Below are 20,402 nucleotides of genomic sequence, written 5' to 3' on the forward strand. Positions count from 1 at the left end.
ACTCGGCGAAAACCGGTGCCGAGCTGGGCGGGGGCCGCCGAGATCAGGGAAGCAGGGTGGCGATCCAGGCGCGGGTGTCGGCCGGGTCGATCACGTCGTCGAGTTCGAATCCGGTCGCGGCGGTCAGGCCCTTGCCCTGCTGATAGGCCAGCGCCAGCAGCTGCTGGAACAGTGTTTCGCGCTCGTCCGGGTCGGCCACGGCGGCCAGTTCCTTGCTGAAGCCGAGCCGCACCGCGCCCTCGAGCCCCATCGGGCCGATCTCGCCGGTGGGCCAGGCGATGGTGAAGTTCGGCGCGTGGAAGTGGCCCGCCGCCATGGCCATCGCGCCGAGCCCGTAGCCCTTGCGCAGGATCACCATCCCGAACGGCACGGTCAGCTGGGCGCCCAGCGCGAACAGCCTGCTGAACCGGCGCACCGTCGCGGTCTTCTCCGCCTCCGGGCCGACCATGAATCCCGGTGTGTCACACAGCGAGACGACGGGCAGTCCGAACGATTGGCACAGCGTGAGGAATTCGCCCAGCTTGTCCGCGGCCTCGGCGTCGATGGCGCCGCCGAGGTGATGACTGCTGTTGGCGACCATCCCGAACGGCTGCCCGTGCACCCGCACCAGCGCGGTGACTATGCCGACGCCGTGGTCGCCGCGCAGTTCGAGCACCGAGTCGACGTCGGCGATCGCCTCGATCGCACGGTGGATGTCGTAGGCGCGCAACCGGTTCTCCGGCACCACGTGCCTGGCCAGGCGCGGGTCCGGCGCCGCGAAGTCGGTGACCGGGCCCTGGAAGTAGCTCAGGTAGCGCTTGGCGAGGTCGACCGCTTGCGCCTCGTCGCGGGCGACCAGGTCGACAACGCCGTTGCGTCGCTGCACCTCGATCGGGCCGATGTCCTCGGGCCGGTAGGCACCGAGACCACCGCCCTCGATCATCGCCGGGCCGCCCATCCCGATATTGGCGTCGGGGGTCGCGATGATCACGTCGCAGACCCCGGCCAGTGCCGCGTTCCCGGCGAAACAGCGACCCGACACGATCGACACCAGCGGCACCTGTCCGCGCAGGGCGCCGAGCGCACGGAAGGTGGTCACGTCCAGACCCATTCCGGTCCAGTCGGTGTCGCCCGGTCTGCCGCCGCCGCCTTCGGCGAACAGCACGACCGGGATCCGCTTGCGGGCGGCGAGTTCGAAGGCGCGGTCGGTCTTGGCGTGGTTGACCTTGCCCTGGGTGCCTGCCAGCACGGTGTAGTCGTAGGAGATCACCACGGCCTCGGCCTTGGCGAAGCGGTCGGCGCCGATCGTGGCCAGGCCGGTGACCAGGCCGTCGGCGGGGGTGTTGGCGATCAGGTCGTCCTCGCTGCGCCTGCTGCGCTGCGCGGCGACGGCGAGCGCGCCGTATTCGACGAAGCTGCCGGGGTCGACGAGGTCGGCGATGTTCTCCCTGGCCGTGCGGCGGCCGAGCCGATGCCGCTTGGCGACGGCCTCGGGGCGGGCCTCGTCCAGGGTGCGGCGATGACGGGCGAGGATCTCCTCGACGTCGGCGCGGGGCCGGTCCGGATCGAGCACCGGCCCGGCGCTCCCACCGTCCTCGGCGCCGGTGTGGCTGACGATCACCAGCGGGTCGCCTGGCGCGACGACCTGGCCGGGCCGCACCAGCACCCGCACGGCGAGCGCGGGGTGCGGCGCGGCGACGACGTGCTGCATCTTCATCGCCTCGAGCACCGCGAGCTGCCCGCCTGCGCCGACCTCGGTGCCCTCGGCCGCGACCTCGACCACGGTGCCCGCGAGCTGGGCGCGCACGGCCTCCTGGCCCGGATACAACTCGACCTCGGTGAGGGTGGCTTCGGGCTGCGGAACGACGAACTCGGTCAACCGCTCCGTGAGGAACGCGGTGGTGGCGACCCCTGTCTGGAACTCGCTGTCGGACAGGATCTCCCGCAGGAAGCCGATGTTCGTGCCGAGCCCGGTGACGGTGAATTCGGCCAGCGCCGTCGCGGTCTTGCGCGCGGCGGCGGGAAAGGACCGGCCGCGGGAGCGGGTGATGACCTTGGCCAGCAACGAGTCGTAGCGGGGGCTCGGGGTGAGTCCGGGGCGGGCAAAGGTGTCGACGCGCACGCCGGGACCGGCCGGCGGCGCGAAATCCGTCAGGGTGCCCGCGGTGGGGACGGCGGAGCCGTCGGGCGCCATGGTCTCCATGTTCACGCGGGCCTGGATCGCGATGCCGTCGGCGGGGGCCGGGTCGCCGGTGGTCGCTGTTCCGTCGGAGACGATCCCGGCGGGCAGCTCCAGCTCGTCGAGCGTGGCGCCCCCGGCGATGGCGAGCTGGACGGCGACCAGGTCGACCCCGGTGACCTCCTCGGTCACCGTGTGCTCCACCTGGATGCGGGGATTCACCTCCAGGAACACGAATTCCTCGCCGGACACGAGGAATTCGACGGTCGCCAGCCCGCGGTAGCCCACCCGCGCGCACAGCCACGCCGCCGCCGTGTGCAGGTTCCGGCGCAGTGCTTCCGAAAGTCCCTGGGCAGGAGCGATTTCGAGCAGCTTCTGATGTCTGCGTTGCACGCTGCAGTCACGATCGCCCAGGGCGAGCGCGGCGCCGCCCGCGGCGACGATCTGGACCTCGATGTGTCGCGCGCGCTCGAGCAGCGCCTCGGCGAAGACCGCCGGATCGCCGAAGCCGAGCTGGGCCTCGGCGGCGCATCGGCGGTAGGCGTCGTCGAGTTCCGTCGCGGCGCGCACCACCCGCAGCCCGCGTCCGCCGCCACCGGCCAGCGCCTTGATCATGATCGCGCCGGACCGCTCCTCGAAGAACGCGCGCACCCGCTCCAGTTCGGTGGGGCCCTCGGTCGCGGGCAGCACCGGCACGTCCGCGGCGATCGCCGCCCGCCGCGCCGAGGACTTGTCGCCGAACAGGTCGAGCACGGCGGGGTCGGGGCCGATGAAGGTGCAGTCCGCCGCGGCGCACGCGCGCGCGAATTCCGCGTTCTCGCTGAGGAATCCGTAGCCGGGATGGAGATGATCGGCGCCCGACTCCTTGACGGCGGCCAGGATCGCGGCCTGGTCGAGATAGGCGGCGGCGCCGGTGCCGGGCAGGGCGATCGCCGTGTCGGCGGCGTGCACGTTCGGGTTGTCCGCGTCGTCCTCGGCGTAGACGGCCACGGTCTCGACACCGAGTTCGGCGGCGGTGCGGATGATCCGCAGGGCGATCTCGCCGCGGTTGGCGATCAGCAGTCTCACTTGGCGTCCTCGCTGGTGGTGGTGATGTTCTCCGCGAGGGTGAACAGCTCGCCCTTGCGGATCTTGCCGGTCGCCGTCATCGGCAACGCGTCGAGAATTTCGACCAGCGGCACCTTGTAGCCCGCCATGTTCTGCCCGGCCCAGGCACGCAATTCGCCCGCGGTGACGGCTGATCCGGGGCGCACCTGCACGAAGGCGAGGGGCACCTGGCCGCGCCGCGCGTCCGGCGCCGGGACGACGCCCACCGTCTGCACCTCCGGGTGCAAACTCAGCAGCGACTCCACCTCCGACGGGAAGACGCTCATCCCGTTGACCTTGATCATCTCCTTGTTCCGCGCCAGATAGTGCAGCGCGCCACGCTCGTTCAGCTTGCCCACGTCGCCGGTGTGCAGCCAGCCGTCGCGCAGCGTCTCGGCGGTTGCCTCGGGCTTGCCGTAGTAGCGGGTCATGATCGAAGGGCTGCGGACGATGATCTGTCCCTCCTGGCCGATCGGCACCGGGGCGCCGTGCTCATCGACGATGAGGATGTCGGTGCCTGGCACCGGCAGGCCGCAGAACACCGGCTCGCTGCGCAGGTCGTAGTCGTCGTCCTGCAGGCCGAGGGTGAAGGTGTCGGCGGTGTGCGTCTCGGTCATGCCGTAGCTGGCCTCGCGCAGGGTGGTGCCCACCGCCGCGCGCCAGCGGGCCCTGATCTCGGCGTTCAGCTTCACGACGAAGGAGACGCCGGTGGTGTTCTCCAGCGCGTCGAGCGCGGCCGGGTCGAAGGCCGGGTGCTCCATCATCTCGACGTAGTTGTCGATCATGCCGATCATCGAGGAGACCCGGTAGCGGCTCAGCAGGGTCAGCGCGGTCGCGGCGTCCCAGCGGTTCATCAGCACCGCGGTGCCGCCGCCGATCAACGGCAACAGGATGCCGAAATCCTCGCCCGCGATCCAGAACACGGGCAGGAAGTTCAGCACCGCCCGCGGTGGGCCGTCCAGCTCGAAGCCGTTGGCGATGGTCGCGGTGGCGGCGGTGTAGACCATGTGGCGCTGGGTGTGCTCGCAGCCCTTGGGCATTCCGGTCGTGCCGCCGGTGTAGTTCAGCGCGGCCAGGGCGTCGGGATCGGCGGGTCGCGCCGGGGCGCGCGGGCTTTCGACGATCTCGTGCCAGTCGGTGTGCACGGGCGCGGTGGCGAAAGGCGGCGGCACGGCGGGCTCGGCGGTGAACATGTCGGCGAGCGCGGTGACGGCCACCAGACGCACCGGCGTCTCGGCGCGCACCTGCGCGACCAGCGGGGCCAGATCGTCCTGGGCGAGCAGGACCGTCACGCCGGCGTCGACGAGTTCGTGGCGCAGTTCGTGCGCGCGGAACAGCGGATTGATCGGCACGTGCACCGCGCCGGCCTTCAGGATGCCGAGCATGGCGATCAGGAACTGCGGACAGTTGCCGAGGAACACCCCGATCCGGTCGCCCGGCTCGACGCCGTTGGCCAGCAGCCAGCCCGCGAAACGGTCCGTGAGCTCGTCGTATTCGGCGTAACTGATATCGCGCCCGTAGAACGCGATCGCGGTGACCTCGGGACGCACGCGCGCCCAGTGCCGCAGATAGTCGACGACGGCCATGGACTCGATCGGGTAGGTCACCGCGCGCGGGACGACGGTGGGCCAGGCGGCCGCCTGCACGGCCCTGATCTCCGCGAGTGCCTCGGCGTAATCGGGCGAGACGGCGGCGGGTTCGACGGTCATGGGCACATCCGTTCCGGTACTGGGTTATCGGGTGAAGCCGATCAATCGCTCGGCGATGGCGATGTGATCGGTGATGAACTGCTCGCGCTCCTCGGCGTCGGCCCCGGCGATGCGCGACGCGCCGATCAGCAGCGCGTCGGCGAGCGCCTCGACGATGCGCGGCAGCGGCGCGCAGGGATCGATGCCCGCCTCGGGCTGGATCCGGGTGAGGTAGCCGGTGAATCGCTTGCGCAGCAGGGCGCGGACCCGCGACCACTGCGCGCCGATCGCGGGGTCGATTCCGGCCCGGTGCTCGATCAGGGTCACCAGCGTGCCGTTGGCGAACACCGCCTCGGCGAAGGCTCGCGTGGTGGCCGCGACCACCTCGCGCGGCGCGGTGACCTCGGTGTCGACCACGAACTGCGCCTCGTGGAACTGCGCGCACACCCGCTCGGTGATGGCGCCGAAGATCTCGTCCTTGGAGGAGAAGTAGGCGTAGAACGTGGCCCGGGAGACCCCGGACCTGGTGGTGACGGTCTCCACCGAGGTCTGGTCGTAGCCGAGTTCGGCGAAGCAGTGTGCCGCCGCGTCGAGCAGTTCGCCGCGGCGCGGTCCGGCGCTGTCCTTGCGCGCCGAGCGCGCTCGCTCCTGCGCTTCGCTTGTGGTCACGGTCACAAGTGTTGTTGACGTTGACGTCAATGTCAACAGTCGAACGTCGATGCCACCTGCGCGGTTACCGTCGACGGCCCGTCTCGGGGTAGAGTCCTCCCGCACGCAGCGATGCGGCACGGCCCTGTGGCGCAGTTGGTTAGCGCGCCGCCCTGTCACGGCGGAGGTCGCGGGTTCGAGTCCCGTCAGGGTCGCAAAGAAATCCCCTCGCCCGTTCCGGGTCGAGGGGATTTTCGCTATCTGCGATGGTCGATGCTGGTTATTCGATACCGCCCGGGCGCCACCTCGGCGGTCCGCATGGTCTGCTGGATCTTCTCGATCGCCGCGTCGCCGGGCCACTGCTGCTGGACGGTGACGTTCCAGAGCGTGGGGTCGGTGGCATCGGCCCTGGTGATGTGGATGCAGTACTTCACGCCGGTCGGGAAGGTGGCGATGCCCGCCGCGAGCGCGGCCTCGTCGCCGACGTGGGCGTCGTCGGTGACATAGGTGCGAGCCTTGGCGGCGTCGCGATCCACGTAGTAGCTGTACTCGAAGCCGAGGATCGCGCCCTGGGGCGAGGCGGTGTCGCCGCGTTCGGCGCTGATGGTGATGGATTGGCTGCGGAACGACTCGCAACCGGCCACGGCGTGCGCGGGCAGCGGCGCGACCGCGGTCTGGCTGGGTGCCGTGCTGGACGCACCGGAGACGGCCGCCTGCTGGGTGGACCCGGACTTCTCGTCGGGCCCGAGGAAGATGGTCGCCGCCACGCCGACGAGCAGCACGAACAGCAGCGCGCCGACGATGCCCTTCACCGCGGCCGCCGCCTTCGCGCGGCCGTGCGGATCGTCGTAACGCTCGTCGTCGTACTTCTTGCGCGGCCGCCTGCTGATCGGGCCGCCGCCACCGAAGTCCTTGAGGCGCGGCAGCACCGGCATCTCGACCCGGTCCCCGCTCTGCTCGGTCGCGGTGGTGGTGGCCCAGTCGTTCCAGTCGACCTCGTCGCCGCGGTGCGGTGCCGGCTCGACCGGCGCGTCGCTGTGCCAGTCGTTCCAGTCGCCGGTGAAACCGTCCTCGTCGGCGGGATCACGGTAGATCGGCTGGGTCAGGGCGTGCGGATCCCCTTCGGGCACTTCGGTATAGGGCTCTGGATCCGGGGGCGGCCAGGTCTCCGGATTGGTGCCGATGGTCTGCGGCTCGGCCTCACGCCTGCGCCGGCGACGCCGTTTGCCCTGGGGGCGACGGCGCGCCGGCTCCGGCGACGACAGATAGGCGCCGAACGGGTTGTCCATCCGCCACGTCCTACGCGGTCGCCGGGACGACTCCCGGCTGCCCGTGCTTCGGGGCGGCCGACGGGCGTTCGGTCTCCTGATCCTGTTGGGGACGGGCGGCGGGCGGAATCACCCCGGACTGGACCGGAGGTTGCTGCGCGGCGGGGGCAGGCGCGGGATTGCTGTTCTGTTGTGGCGCTTCGACGGTCGGGGTCGACGGGGCCTGCGTGGACGGCGCCGCCGGGGCGGGCTTGGTCGAATTGTTGGTGGTGCCACCGCCGGTGGACGGTTCGGGCTTGGTGGTGGTGTCGCCGTTGCCGAGTCCGGCGAACAGGCCGCCGCCGGAGGTGCCGCCGCTGGTCGACGGGGTGGTCGGCGTGGTCGTCGCGGGCGAGGTCTGGGCGCTCTCGGCGCCGGTGACGTTCGCGGCCAGCGTGTCGATGCCGGTGGTCGCGAGTTCGGCGCCGGTGTCGATCCCGTGCATCGCCACCTCGGCGATCTTGTCGATCAGATGCGTGCCGAAGGTGACACCCGCGTCGATGGCCGCGGTGCCGAGCGAGACGCCGCCGTCGATCAGGGCCTCCTGCAACGCGATCTGCGCGGCCGTGGCCGGATCGGTGGTCGTGGTGTCGGAGTCCCAGCTGTCGGAGTCCCAGCTGTCGGTGGAGGTGCCGCCGGTGCCGAGCACATAGACGCCCGGCGCCACCTCGGTCGCGCCCTGCGGCACGGTGACCCCGTTGGTGCCGCCGAGATCGGAGCTCAGTTCCCTGGTGCTGCGGGTGTACCCGTCCATCTCGGTGCTCGCGGTACCGACCACGCCCACGGCCTCGGTGATCGCCTCCTCGGCGAGTTCCACGATCGCGTCGAGGTTGTTGCCGTTCACGGCGGGCGCCGCGGCCTTGGCCTTGGCCCGGAAGTCGGCGATGATCGCGTCGACCTTGGCCGCCGCGCTCGCCTGCGTCGAATGGGCCTGGCCCAGCAGGGTGCTCAGGCGCTGGCCGCGGTCGGCCGCCGCGGAGACCTCGGTCGCGGTCCGGCGCAGCGCGGGTGTGGCGGGTGCCGCGGTCTCGGTGGATTCCAGGGCGTAGAGGCCGAGGCGGTGCGGGTCCTCGGTGGCGCTGGTCGCGGTGGAGGCCGAGGTCAGCGCGGCCACCACGTCGGCGTCCGGGTCGGCGGAGGTGTTGGTGCCCAGCGATTTCCGTAACTCCAGCAGCGGCACCTCGAGCAGGGCGACGACCGGGGCGATCTTGGCCTCGGCCTCGGCGGGCGAGATCGTGCTGAGGGTGGTCTCGGTGGCCAGCGACTTCGAGCGCATCACGCCACCTCGGTCTCGACGGCGCCCAGGTCGCTCGCCAGGCCGGTATCGATCCCGGTGACGGTGACGCCGAAGCGATTCAGGATGTCCTGATAGGCCGTGACCAGGTTTCCCGCCGTGCTCAAGGTCGACGCGTGGGCCCCCGCCGCCGCCGTCCAGGCCGCCGCGAACTCCCGTCCGAGCACCCCGAGCCCGGACAGGTCGGCCCCCGCCGCGGTGGTGGTGTTGGTGGCCGCTTCTCCGAGTAGATCTGCGACCCGAGCTGCAGCGCGCTGATAAGCGTCGAGCGCTGACGGGTCGAATGACATTTCCGCCACGATGTCTTCCCCTTCACGATCGCGGGTGCTCGTCGGGCACTCCCGGCACGAAAAGCGTAACCAGCAAGCGCCCCCAGGGTGCAAGGTTCGTTTCCGAGGCGTCGGTGACCGGCGGGTAGGGTCGGGGCGGTCATGGGTGTCCTGTTGATCGCGTTGCTCGGGTTCGCGCTGCTCGACGCCCTGGACGTGCTGTTGGTGGCGATCACGACGGCCGTGGTGGCGGACAGCCGGTTGACGCGCCGATCGCCGATGGTTGGCGGGCTGAGTTTCCTCGGCGGCGTGTTCGCGGTGTCGGTGGCGTTCGGCGTGGCGACCGTGCTCGGCATCGACTTCCTGGTCCGCCTGTTCGACTTCCAGCTCACGCCGATGCTGCGGTATTGGGGCGAGCTGCTGATCGGCCTGGTGCTGATCGTCGTCGCCGCGCTGCCGATGGACACCACCATGCGCGGCGGCGAGCGCTGGGTGCGCCCGGTGCGCAAGTACCCGTGGCTGATGGGAGTCGTCGGACTCACCCTCGGGCTGGCGAAGGTGCCGACCTCGGTGCCGTACCTGGCCGCGCTGGCCCTGCTCTCCGCGCAGCGTCCGCTGCCGGTGGTGTGGCCGCTGATCGTGGCGGCGTACTGCGCGATCGCGCTGCTGCTGCCCCTGGTCGTGCTCGCGCTGGCCATGCGAAGGACCCCGCGCGCCCGCCGGGTGTACCGGGTGCTGGTGCGTGGGCTCACGCGCTTCGGACCGCCCGCCGTCCGGGTGCTTTTCGTGGTGTTCGGCGTGGTCCTGGTGGTCGATGCGCTGGTCCACGCCCGGCAGTTGTGGTGAACGGCCCGCACGGCCGCTCAGGTTCGCGTCAGGTCGATCGAGTACGGTCATAACGAATCGATGACATGCCGCCGTGCCCGCTGACCGGGTCACGGGGCGTAACCAGGTGAGCAGGGAGGGCGACCCTTGAGGGTTACCGTTGTTGTGCCGACCTACAACGAGCGGGAAAATCTGCCGGTGGCGGTGGAGCGGCTGACGGCGCTGCCGGTCCCCGATCTGCACGTGCTGGTGGTGGACGACAATTCCCCCGACGGCACCGGCGAGGTGGCCGACAAGCTGGCCGCCGAGCTGCCGAACGTGGTGAGCGTGCTGCACCGCACCGAGAAGGACGGCCTCGGCCGCGCCTACATCGCGGGCATCACCAAGGCCCTCGACGAGGGTGCCGACGTGGTGATCCAGATGGATGCCGACCTCTCGCACCCCGCCGAGGTGATCCCGGCCATGCTGGAGAAGCTGAGCTCCGCCGACGTCGGTGTCGTGCTCGGCTCCCGCTACGTGCCCGGCGGCTCGACCGCGGCGGAGTGGAAGTGGTACCGCAAGGCCCTCTCGGCCTGGGCCAACTTCTACGTGAACCTGATTCTGCGCCTCGGCGTGAAGGACGCGACCGCCGGCTTCAAGGCGTGGAAGGCCGACACCCTGCGCGCGATCGACGTGGCCTCGATCCGCAGCAACGGCTACTCGTTCCAGGTCGAGATGAACTACCGCGCGATCAAGAAGGGCTACACGATCGCGGAGGTGCCGATCCGCTTCGAGGAGCGCACCCTCGGCGCCTCGAAGATGAGCCTGAAGGTGCAGCTCGAGTCGGCGTTGATGCCGTGGAAGCTGCTGTTCGGCCGCTCGGTCTAGCAACCGGACACACGAAACGAGGACCTCGCCGAAGATCGGCGGGGTCCTCGTTCGTGTGCGGTCAAGCGGCCGTGATGCTCTTGCGGACGCCTTCGAGCGCGACCACGATCACCGGAACCAGCACCACGTGCATCGCCGACAGGGCGATGGTGGACGCGGTGTCGAAGTCGGCGTTGACGGTCAGCGCGATGGTCGCGATCGACAGCAGCGACCCGACGACCGCCCCCACGCGCAGCACTCCGGTCCACAGGTAGGCGAGCAGCACGGCGACGGTCAGGCCGATCAACAGCGGCACGGACGACATGAGGATCACGCCGCCGGGAGCGACATCCATGACCTTCCCGCCGTCGGTGGTGACGAACGATCCGCCGGCGGCTTCGCCGAGCCCCCAGACGATCAGGTTCGCCACGACGGCGGCGGCCACGCCACCCAGGACGGCGACGGGACGGCTCAGGGCGGGCAGCGTGCGGATGGCGGCCGGAGCGGTGGTGGTGGTCATGATGTTCTCCCTCATTCGGTGGTGCGACAATCATCAAACCTGAACAATCCTTTAGGTCAAGCGAGTCGGGAGAACTTTCTCGCAGCCGTCGCTGAGATGCTGGTCACACGCCCTCCGCCGATTTACTACGACACGGAGTCGTAGCATGGCGGGGTGGGTTCACCGACGGATCACACCGCGCGTTTACGCGGCGCGGCGGTCGGTGCCGCCTCGGGTGCGGTCGCCGTGCTCGCGCACGGCCTCGGTGGCGCGACCGCACTGCCGTCCGGTTCCTCGGCGACAGTGCTGCTGGCCGCCTGCGCGCTGATCGGCGTGGTGGTCTCGGCGCTGCCACGGGGGAACACCGCGCTGTCGACGATGTCGGTGCTCGCCCTCGGGCAGATCGTCGGGCACACCGCTCTCTCGCTGGGGCACACCCACCACCAGCACATCTTCTCCGCCGCCATGCTGCTCGCGCACCTGGTGGCGATCCCGGTCGGCGCGATCGCCATCAGGGCCGCCGAGGTGGGGATGCGACGCGCGATCACCAGCGTGCGACGGCTGGCGCGGGTGCTGGCGGGTGCGCCGATCCCCGCCGCGCGTCCGGGCCCAACGCCGCTCGCCGACGAGCGCGCCCTGCTCCGCCAACTGCTCCTGCGGCCGGGCATCGGGTTGCGCGGTCCACCCGCGGTGGGCCGCCTCTCCTTTCCTCCCGTACCGGCCTCGTAGTCGGCACCCCCTGAATTCGCGGATACCCCGTCGACGGCCCTGACCATCGACAGTGTCCGCACGGCGTGGTGCCCAGGTCCGGGTCCGGGCTCACCTCACCCCGAATCGGAGTCTCACCATGTCCGTGTTCCCGCATGCCAACCTGCCTGCACCCCGTGCCGTCCGCCGCCTCGGCGGTGCAGCCGCCCTGTCCGTCCTCGCGCTGTTCGCCACCTCGTGCGCGAACGACGAGCCGGCGCCCGTCGCCTCCGCGGATCGGATCACCATGAGCGACCAGTGGATCAAGGCCGCCGATTCCGGCATGTCGGCCGCCTTCGGCAATCTCCGCAACACCGGCGACACCCCCGTGACGCTGATCTCCGCCACCAGCCCCGCCTCGGATCGCGTCGAGATCCACGAGGTCGTCCCGGACAGCTCCGGCGCGAAGACCATGCGCCCCAAGGCTGGTGGCATCACCATTCCCGCCAAGGGCGAGGCCGTCCTGAAGCCCGGCGGCGAACACCTGATGTTCATGGAGCTGAAGCAGCCGTTGCGCACCGGCGCCGAAACCTCGCTCACGCTGACCTTCGCCGACGGTTCGAGCACCGTCGTCACCGCGCAGGTGCGTGACTTCGCCGGCGGCAAGGAGAACTACGCGCCGGGCACCGAGAACTCCTCGCACGGTGGCTGATCCGCGCTCCGGGGTGTCGCGCCGCCGTCTGCTCGGCGGCGGCGCGGCCGCGGTCGGCGCGGCCGGAATCGGCTGGGGCGCGGTCGGTCTCACGCGCTCCGAACCCGAGCGGGACGACGCGCTCGACGTGGTCCCGTTCTACGGCAGGCACCAGGCCGGGATCGAGCAGGACGCGCCGGGGCACGTCGCCTTCGCCGGATTCGACCTCGCGCCCGGCGTCGACCGGGACGACGTCATCGGCCTGCTCCGCATCTGGACCGACGACGCCTCCCGGCTCACCCAGGGACTGCCCGCGCTCGCCGACACCGAGCCGGAGCTGGCCGCGCGCCCGGCAGGCCTGACCGTCACCGTCGGCTTCGGGCCGGAACTGTTCACCGTCACCGGCCTCACCGACCGGCGACCGCGCTGGTTACGGCAGCTCCCGCCGTTCCCGATCGACCGCCTCGACCCGGCCTACACCGGCGCCGACCTGGTGCTCCAGGTCTGCGCCGGGGAGGCCACCACGGTCGCGCACGCGGTGCGCGTGCTGTCCAAGCACGTGAAATCGCTGGTGACCGTGCGCTGGGTGCAGCGCGGATTCCGCGACGCGCCGAAGGGACAGACCATGCGCAACCTCATGGGCCAGGTCGACGGCACCGTCAACATCGCCCCCGGCACGGTCGACTTCGACCGGCTCGTCTGGGACGACGGCGCGTCGACACCCTGGCTCGCGGGCGGCACCTCGCTGGTGCTGCGCCGGATCGCCATGGACCTCGACACCTGGGACGAACTCGACGAGGACGGCAGGGAGCTCACGGTCGGCCGCCGCGTGGCCGACGGGGCGCCGCTCACCGGGACCGCCGAGCACGACGAGCCCGACCTGGCCGCGGTCGACCGCAACGGGATCCCGGTGATCCCGCCGTCGTCGCACGTCGCCAGGGCCAGGCACACCCACGACGGGGAACGGTTCCTGCGGCGCGGTTTCAACTACGACGAGGCACCGGCGCCGGGGCAGGTGTCGAACTCCGGGCTGCTCTTCGTCGCCTTCCAGCGCGATGTCGACGCCCAGTTCCTGCCGGTGCAGCAGCGGCTGGCCGAGTTCGACGCGCTCAACGAGTGGACCACGCCGATCGGCTCGGCCGTGTTCGCGATCCCGCCCGGGGTGCCGGGGCCGGGGCACTATCTCGGGCAGCAGTTGTTCGAGGGCTGAACGGGTCCGGCCGGGCACCGCGCCCGGCCGGGCTCAGGCTCGCGGCCAGTCCAGCAGCGTCCGCTCGAACAGCTGCCGCACGCCCTCGACCTCGTCGTCCATGTCGGCCGGGTCCCAGCCGGACACGTCGATCGGCGGCAGGACCGCCACGTCGACCACGCCGGAGCGCGCGATCGGGGAGTCGCGCCAGGCGATCTCGCCGGCATTGCGGATCACCACCGGGATCACCGGAACGCCCGCCTGGATGGCGATGTGGAAGGCGCCCTTCTTGAACGGGCCCACCCCCGGCGTGTACGAGCGGGTGCCCTCCGGTGCCACCGCGATGGACAGCCCGTCGCGCAGGGTCGACACCACGGGTGCCAGCGCGGCCTTGGCGCGCTCGGTGTTCGTGCGGTCGATGAAGGTGACCCCGACGAACCGCATGAGCGGGCCGAACAGCGGGTGCTTGGCCAGCTCCTTCTTGCCGATGCCGGTCACCGCGCCGTCGAGCACCTTCGGCACGATGATCACGTCGAACTGGCTCTGGTGGTTGAACAGGAACACCGCGGGCCGTGGTGCGCGCGCGTGCTCGGCGCCGACGACCCGCAGCCGCACCTTCGCGGCGGCGAGGGTGGCGGTGGTGGCGTCGTGCATGAGCGCGTCGGCCATCGTCTGGCGCCGGCGGGTGTAGGACTTGCGCACGACCCCGAGCAGCGCGCCGCCGAGCAGCGCCGCGAAACCGGTGATGGTGCGCAGGTAGTCGATCGGGCGCGGCGCGAGCCGGGGCCGGAAGCGCAGGACGGGCCAGCCCCGGTCGGCCGCGATCTCGGCCAGCTCGGGATCCGGGTCGACGGCGGTCGGAACGTCGGCGAGGTCGAGCAGGGTCAGGTCGGTCGCGCTGTCGGCGTAGACGTAGCCGACCTCCACCTCGGCCGCCGCCGCGAATTCGGCGACCGCCGCGGCCTTCTCGCCGCGCCACAGCGGATCGCCCGTCGGCCGCCCGGTCACCGTGCCGTCCTCGACAGCGAGCTTCGTGCACAGGACGTGCGCGATGCCGAGTTGCTCCGCGGCGGGCTCCACCTGGTAGCGGGTGAGCTCGCTGACCAGCACCACCGTGTGCCCGGCACGCTGGTGTTCGCGCACGAGCCGCCAGGCCTCGGGGAACAGCCTGCCGTAGATCTCCGTGCGGAAAGCCTTGCGGCCGAGCAGTTCCAGATCGTCCTCGGTCGATCCGGCCCATTCGTGCTCGACGGCACGCAGGAAGCGGCTGTAGTCACCGTCGGTGCCGCCGCGCCGGATACCGCCGAGCAGGGTGGCGGCGGGAGCGTCGGCGCGACGGAACACCCTGCGCGCCAAGCCCCGTCGCGGCAGCCCGTCGACGACGGTGCCCCCGAAGTCGAAGACGGCGGCGATGCGCGGACCCTGCGGCCCCGACCGGATCGCGGCGACGGCCGCGTCGAGCTCGCCCATCAGAGCACGGTCCGGTTCGACGGATCGAGACTGGCAGCCCTGGCGATGCGCTCGCCGAGATCGCGCAGCCGCTCGGCGAATTCCAGCCTGCGGGCCAGCAGCGCGTCCTCCTCGCCCGGCGCCGACGGCGCGATCAGGCCGTGGTTGTCGGCGAGTTTCCACGCGCTGGTGAACAGTTCGCTCGACACCGATTCGGCGCTGTGCAGCCGCTGCTGCAACAGCATCTGCTTGCCGACCGCCACGCACTCGTCGATGAACTCCTTGCGGTCGATCACCGCGTCGGACGCGCGCGACGCCAACCGCTCGGCCACCACCAGCTGCGCGTCGAAGAACGAGCGCAGCACGCGGTGCGCCATCACGAAGCCGGAATCGGTGAGCGCGCCGAGGAATTGGCGGTCGAGCCGGTCGTCGGGGGTGTTCTCGTCCCACTCCGGCACGATGATGCGCACCTCGTCGATGATCTGCTCGGCGAATTCCTGGCGCTCGGGGAAGAAGAACTCGAACTTGAGCATGTCGCGCAGCGCGAACGCCGCCTTCCAGGCCGAGCGCAGCGGGTCGTCGCCCGGCTCCTCGACGGCGGTCAGCGCGGCCAGCTCGAGAATGGCGCGGTTGACGAACCAGTGCACCGCGCTGTTGCGGTAGAACGCCGCCTCGAGGTGGGCGCCCGCCTCGATCGCGTACACCGGTTCCAGCCCACCGCGATACACGGTGACCACGCCGGCGAGCGCCAGTTGTTCCAGCACCACCCGCAGGCCCTGATCGTCGCGCAGGGCCGACAGTTCGCCGCTGGGCAGCCCGCGCTTGTCGATGTAGCCGAGGACGGGGTCGACCACGGTGCGCACCTGCCCGAGCGTCAGCGCGCGCTCGTGCACGCCGAGCAGGGCGAGGGTGACCAGCGCGTTGACGGTGATCGGGGTGACCTGGTTGATGCCGACCGCCACGTCGAAGGCCAGCCGCTGCACCGCTTTCCGCTCGGTCTCGGCCAGCTCGGACTCGTCGGGCACACTGGCCGCGCCGGTCGTGGTGTCGCGCAGCGGAATGGTCACCGGTCGGCGGTCGAGCGGGTCGCCGTGCGCGGCGAGCCGTTCGCGCGCCGAGAGCGGTTCACCGAAGCGCACATAGACGCGTCCGGCCGAATGCTGCTGACTGCGCACATATCTGGCGAGCCAGCCGATACCTTCCGGCTTCTTCGCGCCGCCCGATTGTTCGCTGGCGATCGCGCCGAGTTCGTTGAGCCGTTCGTAGGTGATCGAGACCGGGACCAGCATCACGTCCTCGACACGGCGGGAACGCACCGCGGCCGCAAGGTAATTGAGCAATCCGTAGCGCGGCGGCCGCAATTTCCCGGTGCGGGTGCGGCCGCCCTCGAAATACCACTCCATGTTGAAGCGCTTGGCCAGCAGATAGGCGAAGTATTCCTCGACGACCGCCTTGTAGATCTCGTCGTCGCCGAAACTGCGGCGGATGAACACCGTGCCGGTGCGCCGGGCGATCGGGCCCATCGGCCAGAAACTCAGATTCGCGCCGCCGATCACATGATTAGGGGGAAAGTCGTTGCGCGCCAGCACATCGCCGAGCACGAACGCGTCGACATAGGAGCGGTGCGAGGGCAGGAACACCAGCGGGAACTTGCGGTTGAGCCTGCGTAGCGCGTCCAGGCCGGTCAGGTCGGTGTCGACCTTCCAGGTGGAGGCGTGGATGGGGCGCATGGCCTGGGTGAACAGGTCGGAGACCAGCCGGCTCTGCGCCGCCACCAGTTCGCGCAGCGCCTTCTCGGCATTGCGGTACACCTGGTCGGGCTCGGCCCCGGTCTCGTCGGCGATGTAGTCGAGTTTGCGCTGGAAATCGGGGGAGTCCAGGATCTCCTCGGCGACCAGCTGCGGCACCTTGTACCGATCGCCGATGACGGTGCGCTCGGCGCGCTCGAGCGCCACCACCGCGGCGCGCACCACCGCGCGCGCGAACGGTTCGCCCGAGCCTGCCCGCAGCAGCGCGGCGGCCTCGGGATTGTTGGTCCGCAGCTCGCTGAGCTTGGCGGGCGCGCCGACGAGCACGCGGTGGCGGTCGGGGTCGGTGCGCACCAGCCTGCGCTGCACGAGCCGGTTGGGCTTGCGCGGGTTGGTGAGCAGCGCCAGATCGGCGAAGGTGACCCGGCGGACGCCGTCGCGCTCGGGCGGCAGCCACAGCACCCGGACCGGAACCACCAGTGGGTCGTCGTGCCTGCCGACGAGGCGTTTGCTGATCGCCTTGGCGTCGAGGTCGAGCTGGGTCACCGGCGCGGTCGAGCCGAGTTCGCGGTCGAGGCCGCCCTCGGCGATCCAGGTGCCGATCAATTCGCGTTCGACGCCGGAGGCCGCGTCGACCAGGGCGACCACCGAATCGGCCATGGGGCCCGTTCGCGGGCCGCGCCGCCCACCGATCTCGATCATCTCTCCATTCAAGCGTCAGAATCGCCTCGGCGCACCGAACTTGGGTCACTGGGCGTGGGCCAGGCGGGTCGGGTGGCGAAGAATACCCACTTTGGAGGCTCGATAATCGACGAGGTAATGCTAACCTAACCTGCATTAGTTAGGTCAGCTTTACCTTGGAGGATCGTTGTCGTCGACGGAACAGCCCGTTCGGGTGGAGTATGTAGCCGACCCGGCGGCAGCGATGTCCCGCCTGGCGGCGGCCGATCGCTTCGGTGAATACGTGATGTACGAACGGCCGGGCGAATGGGTGTTCGCCGCCGATCCGCTCGGCAGCGTCGAACTCGACGCGGGCGAGCTGCGCACCGTGTGGGACGGCCGGACCACCGCGCGCGCCTGGACCGGCAGCCCGGCCCAGGTCGTCGACGCCGCCCTCGCCGCGCTGCCACTGGGCGGCCGCAGCGCCTACGGCTGGATCGCGTTCGAGTTCTGCGCCTACTCGCTGGCCGCCACCAACTACCTGAACCGGCTCACACCGCTGGCGCACCTGCTGATCCCCCGGATCGAGGTCCGCATCGACGCCACCGGCGTGCGGATCAGCGGCGCCACCCCGAGCGAGGTGTGCGACATCCACGATCTGATCGCCGAGTCGCAGGCCGCCGAGCTGCCCGCCGCGCATCCGGTCGACGTGCGCCCCGATCCGACCGGCTACCAGGACCGGGTCGCGAAGGCCGTGGCCGAGATCCGGGCCGGTGACTACCAGAAGGTGATCCTGTCCCGCAAGGTCGAGCTGCCCTTCGCGGTCGACGTGCCAGCCACCTATCGGCTCGGCCGGGCCAACAACACCCCGGCCCGCTCGTTCCTGCTGCGGCTTGGCGGCCTGGAAGCCGCCGGCTTCAGCCCGGAGCTGGTGGCCTCGGTGGACGACGACCGCATCGTCACCACCGAGCCGCTGGCGGGTACCCGCGCCTTCGGCCTCGGCGCCGAGGCCGACACCGCGGCCAGGGCCGAGCTGCTCGCCGACCCGAAGGAGATCGTGGAGCACGCGATCTCGGTGCAGACCTCCTTCGCCGAGATCAGCCAGGTCGCCCTGCCCGGAACGCCCGCCGTCTCCGATTTCATGGCGGTGCGCGAGCGCGGCAGCGTGCAGCACCTGGCCTCCACCGTGCGCGGCACCCTCGCGGCCGACCGCACCAGCTGGGACGCGCTCGAGGTGTTGTTCCCGTCGGTGACCGCCTCCGGCATCCCGAAGCGGGAGGGCGTCGACGCCGTCTTCCGCAACGATCACGACCCGCGCGGGCTGTACTCCGGTGCGGTGGTGTGCGTCTCGCCGACCGGCGCGCTCGAGGCGACGCTGGTGCTGCGGGCGATCTATCAGACCGGCGAGGGCGCGTGGTTGCGCGCCGGCGCCGGCGTGGTCGGGCAGTCGCGGCCGGAGCGCGAGTTCGAGGAGACCTGCGAAAAGCTCGGCAGCGTAGCCCCTTACGTCGTCAAGGCGTGACCTCACGACAACGGCGGCTCACCTCCTCGAGGTGAGCCGCCGTTGCGTCTCAGCCGTGCAGCGCGCGCAGCGCCTTCTTGTCGATCTTGCCGACGGCGGTGATCGGGAGCGAATCCGCCTGGCGCACCAGGTCGGGCAGCTTGTAGGTGGCCAGGCCGCGCTCGGTGAGGAAGGCCTTCAGCTCGCCGAGGCTCGGCAGCTCGCCGGTGACGACCAGCACCACACACGCCTTCTCGCCCAGCGCCGCGTCCGGCAGGCCGACCGCGGCGGCGTGGCGGACAGCGGGATGGGCGAGCAGGTGTTCCTCGAGTTCGTCGCAGGAGATGTTCTCGCCGCCGCGATTGATCACGTCCTTGATGCGGCCGCTCACGACCAGGTGGCCGGTGGGCAGCTGACGCACCAGATCGCCGCTGCGATAGAAGCCGTCGGGCGTGAAGGCGCGCGCGTTGTGTTCGGGCGCGCGGTAGTATCCGCGCAGCGTGTAGGGGCCGCGGGTGAGCAGTTCACCCTCCTCGCCCGGCGCGACATCGTTGCCGTCGGCGTCGACGACGCGCAGTTCGTCGGCGGGGGAGAGCGGGCGGCCCTGGGTGGTGCACACCAGGTCCGCGTCGTCGTCGAGGCGGGTGAAGTTGAGCAGGCCCTCGGCCATGCCGAACACCTGCTGCAGGCGGCAGTGCAGCGCAGGCTCCACCTCGCGGGCGTTCACCTCGGCCAGGCGCGCGCCGCCGACCTGCAGCAGCCGCAGCGAGCCGAGGTCCGCGTCCTCCCATTCCACCGCGGCGCTCCACAGCTGGGCCAGCGGCGGGACGACGGCGGTCACGGTCACCCCGTGCCGCTCGATCGCGGCGAAGGCGGCCTCCGGGCTCGGATCAAGGGTGAACGCGAGCGCGCCGCCCGTGGCGACGGTGCCGAGGATGCCGGGGCAGGCGAGCGGGAAGTTGTGGGCCGCGGGCAGGGTCGCCAGGTAGACGTCGTCGGGGGTCAGCGCGCACACCTCGGCGCTGGCCGTGGCGTTGTAGGCGTAGTCGTCGTGGGTGCGCGCGATCAGCTTGGGTAGCCCGGTGGTGCCGCCGGAGACCAGCATCAGCGCGATCTCGGCCGGGGCGATCTCGGGGAGTGAATCGCCTTCGCGCGGTACCGAATCCAGGGCGGTGAACGCGCCGGGGTCGCCGGCGACGAGCACGTGGCGCAGGCTCGGCACGTTCGCCAGCACGGTGGCGGCGAGCTCGCGATAGTCGAAGTCGGCCAGGCGATCGGGAACGAGGTAGGCCACGGCTTCCGAGAGCGCGGCGAGGTGTTCGATCTCGGCGCGGCGGTGCGCGGGCAGCGTGAGCACCGGAATGATGCCGGCGCGCAGCAGGCCGAACAGCACCGTCGCGAACTCGGGGATGTTCGGCAGCTGGACGATCACCCGGTCGCCGGGGGCGATGCCGAGCGCGAGCAGGCCGTGCGCCATGCGGTCGGCGGCGGCGTCGAGTTCGGCGTAGGACACGGGCGCCGCGTCGCTCAGCACTGCGGCGTGGTCGGGCTGGGCGCGGGCGGTGTCACGCAGCAGATCGCCCAGGGTGCGCCCGGCCCAGTAGCCGGCGGCGCGGTACTCCTGTGCGGCGGTCTCCGGGAAGGGGACGTAGCCCGCACGGTGGTCTGTGGTCGATGTCGACGTCACGAACTGCCTCACTGTGGTCCTGGCGGCCGGTGCCGCGTCCTCGGCCCTCCGCGCGGTGCTCCGTAGCGATCCACATGGGAAGGTTAGGCAACCCTATCTCAATGGAGTAGGCTGCCGCCGGGCAGTACCGAAAATCCGTCCGGTGACGGGCGGCGAGCAAGGAGTGATCG

At 70.9% G+C, this 20,402-nt stretch carries 16 protein-coding genes and 1 tRNA gene; 7 read left to right on the forward strand and 10 right to left on the reverse strand.

Going from position 1 to position 20,402, the window contains the following annotated elements; genetic code table 11:
• Nucleotides 1-43 precede the first annotated feature (43 nt).
• Genes AB0H56_RS24505 through AB0H56_RS24515 form a run of 3 tightly spaced genes read right to left on the reverse strand, consistent with a single transcriptional unit; the run spans nucleotide 44 to nucleotide 5,601 of the window.
• Nucleotides 44-3,226: a carboxyl transferase domain-containing protein gene (locus tag AB0H56_RS24505; protein WP_357167437.1), complete on the reverse strand. Its 3,183-nt coding sequence runs from the start codon at nucleotides 3,224-3,226 to the stop codon at nucleotides 44-46.
• The gene (locus AB0H56_RS24510; RefSeq protein ID WP_357167439.1) at nucleotides 3,223-4,953 is read right to left on the reverse strand and encodes an AMP-binding protein; all 1,731 of its coding nucleotides are present in this window, start codon (nucleotides 4,951-4,953) and stop codon (nucleotides 3,223-3,225) included. The genes AB0H56_RS24505 and AB0H56_RS24510 overlap by 4 nt, the downstream gene beginning before the upstream one ends.
• A 24-nt stretch (nucleotides 4,954-4,977) precedes the next feature.
• Nucleotides 4,978-5,601 carry a TetR/AcrR family transcriptional regulator gene (locus AB0H56_RS24515; protein WP_357167441.1) on the reverse strand — a complete coding sequence of 208 codons (624 nt, stop codon included), beginning with the start codon at nucleotides 5,599-5,601 and terminating at the stop codon, nucleotides 4,978-4,980.
• A 120-nt stretch (nucleotides 5,602-5,721) separates the two neighbouring features.
• Here AB0H56_RS24515 and AB0H56_RS24520 point away from each other — a divergent pair.
• A tRNA-Asp gene (locus AB0H56_RS24520) sits at nucleotides 5,722-5,795 on the forward strand.
• A gap of 42 nt (nucleotides 5,796-5,837) precedes the next feature.
• Here the strand turns inward: AB0H56_RS24520 and AB0H56_RS24525 are convergent.
• The 3 genes from AB0H56_RS24525 to AB0H56_RS24535 are packed head-to-tail and all read right to left on the reverse strand — an operon-like array spanning nucleotide 5,838 to nucleotide 8,471.
• Entirely contained in the window at nucleotides 5,838-6,869 is a 1,032-nt protein-coding gene (locus tag AB0H56_RS24525) for a hypothetical protein (RefSeq protein WP_357167443.1), read from the reverse strand.
• Between the two features lie 10 nt (nucleotides 6,870-6,879).
• Nucleotides 6,880-8,163, reverse strand: a complete 1,284-nt coding sequence (locus AB0H56_RS24530) for a hypothetical protein (protein WP_357167445.1) — start codon at nucleotides 8,161-8,163, stop codon at nucleotides 6,880-6,882.
• Nucleotides 8,163-8,471, reverse strand: coding sequence for a hypothetical protein (locus AB0H56_RS24535; RefSeq protein WP_357167447.1), 309 nt, complete (start codon nucleotides 8,469-8,471; stop codon nucleotides 8,163-8,165). The genes AB0H56_RS24530 and AB0H56_RS24535 overlap by 1 nt, the downstream gene beginning before the upstream one ends.
• 141 nt (nucleotides 8,472-8,612) lie before the next feature.
• On the opposite strand from AB0H56_RS24535, the gene AB0H56_RS24540 reads away from it, so the two are divergent.
• Nucleotides 8,613-9,296 carry a GAP family protein gene (locus AB0H56_RS24540; protein WP_357167449.1) on the forward strand — a complete coding sequence of 228 codons (684 nt, stop codon included), beginning with the start codon at nucleotides 8,613-8,615 and terminating at the stop codon, nucleotides 9,294-9,296.
• Between the two features lie 126 nt (nucleotides 9,297-9,422).
• Complete coding sequence (locus AB0H56_RS24545; protein ID WP_261774387.1) at nucleotides 9,423-10,142, forward strand: polyprenol monophosphomannose synthase; 720 nt, start codon at nucleotides 9,423-9,425, stop codon at nucleotides 10,140-10,142.
• 61 nt (nucleotides 10,143-10,203) lie between these two features.
• Here the strand turns inward: AB0H56_RS24545 and AB0H56_RS24550 are convergent, their stop codons facing one another.
• Entirely contained in the window at nucleotides 10,204-10,641 is a 438-nt protein-coding gene (locus AB0H56_RS24550) for a DUF6069 family protein (protein WP_357167451.1), read from the reverse strand.
• Nucleotides 10,642-10,794: 153 nt separating this feature from the next.
• On the opposite strand from AB0H56_RS24550, the gene AB0H56_RS24555 reads away from it, so the two are divergent.
• The 3 genes from AB0H56_RS24555 (at nucleotide 10,795) to AB0H56_RS24565 (ending at nucleotide 13,208) form a co-directional block, all read left to right on the forward strand.
• A complete protein-coding gene (locus AB0H56_RS24555) occupies nucleotides 10,795-11,349 on the forward strand; it encodes a hypothetical protein (protein WP_357167453.1) in 555 nt (184 codons plus the stop codon).
• A gap of 118 nt (nucleotides 11,350-11,467) precedes the next feature.
• Nucleotides 11,468-12,019, forward strand: a complete 552-nt coding sequence (locus AB0H56_RS24560; RefSeq protein ID WP_357167455.1) for a copper chaperone PCu(A)C — start codon at nucleotides 11,468-11,470, stop codon at nucleotides 12,017-12,019.
• The gene (locus AB0H56_RS24565; protein ID WP_357167457.1) at nucleotides 12,012-13,208 is read left to right on the forward strand and encodes a Dyp-type peroxidase; all 1,197 of its coding nucleotides are present in this window, start codon (nucleotides 12,012-12,014) and stop codon (nucleotides 13,206-13,208) included. Before AB0H56_RS24560 ends, AB0H56_RS24565 begins: the two co-directional genes overlap by 8 nt.
• A 33-nt stretch (nucleotides 13,209-13,241) precedes the next feature.
• On the opposite strand, the gene AB0H56_RS24570 is transcribed toward AB0H56_RS24565, so the two are convergent.
• Together AB0H56_RS24570 and AB0H56_RS24575 are read right to left on the reverse strand one after the other, a co-directional pair.
• Nucleotides 13,242-14,657 (reverse strand): 1-acylglycerol-3-phosphate O-acyltransferase, encoded by a 1,416-nt coding sequence (locus tag AB0H56_RS24570; protein WP_357167459.1) that lies wholly within the window; start codon nucleotides 14,655-14,657, stop codon nucleotides 13,242-13,244.
• Complete coding sequence (locus AB0H56_RS24575; RefSeq protein WP_357167461.1) at nucleotides 14,657-17,086, reverse strand: glycerol-3-phosphate 1-O-acyltransferase; 2,430 nt, start codon at nucleotides 17,084-17,086, stop codon at nucleotides 14,657-14,659. Before AB0H56_RS24575 ends, AB0H56_RS24570 begins: the two co-directional genes overlap by 1 nt.
• A gap of 166 nt (nucleotides 17,087-17,252) precedes the next feature.
• Here AB0H56_RS24575 and AB0H56_RS24580 point away from each other — a divergent pair, with 166 nt between their 5' ends.
• Nucleotides 17,253-18,566 carry a salicylate synthase gene (locus tag AB0H56_RS24580; RefSeq protein WP_357167463.1) on the forward strand — a complete coding sequence of 438 codons (1,314 nt, stop codon included), beginning with the start codon at nucleotides 17,253-17,255 and terminating at the stop codon, nucleotides 18,564-18,566.
• Nucleotides 18,567-18,615: 49 nt separating this feature from the next.
• On the opposite strand, the gene AB0H56_RS24585 is transcribed toward AB0H56_RS24580, so the two are convergent.
• On the reverse strand, nucleotides 18,616-20,232 hold the full coding sequence (locus AB0H56_RS24585) for an AMP-binding protein (protein WP_357167465.1): 1,617 nt from the start codon (nucleotides 20,230-20,232) through the stop codon (nucleotides 18,616-18,618).
• Nucleotides 20,233-20,402 lie beyond the last annotated feature (170 nt).

Origin of the sequence: Nocardia sp. NPDC050717 (assembly GCF_040654275.1) — a bacterium.
GTDB lineage: Bacteria > Actinomycetota > Actinomycetes > Mycobacteriales > Mycobacteriaceae > Nocardia.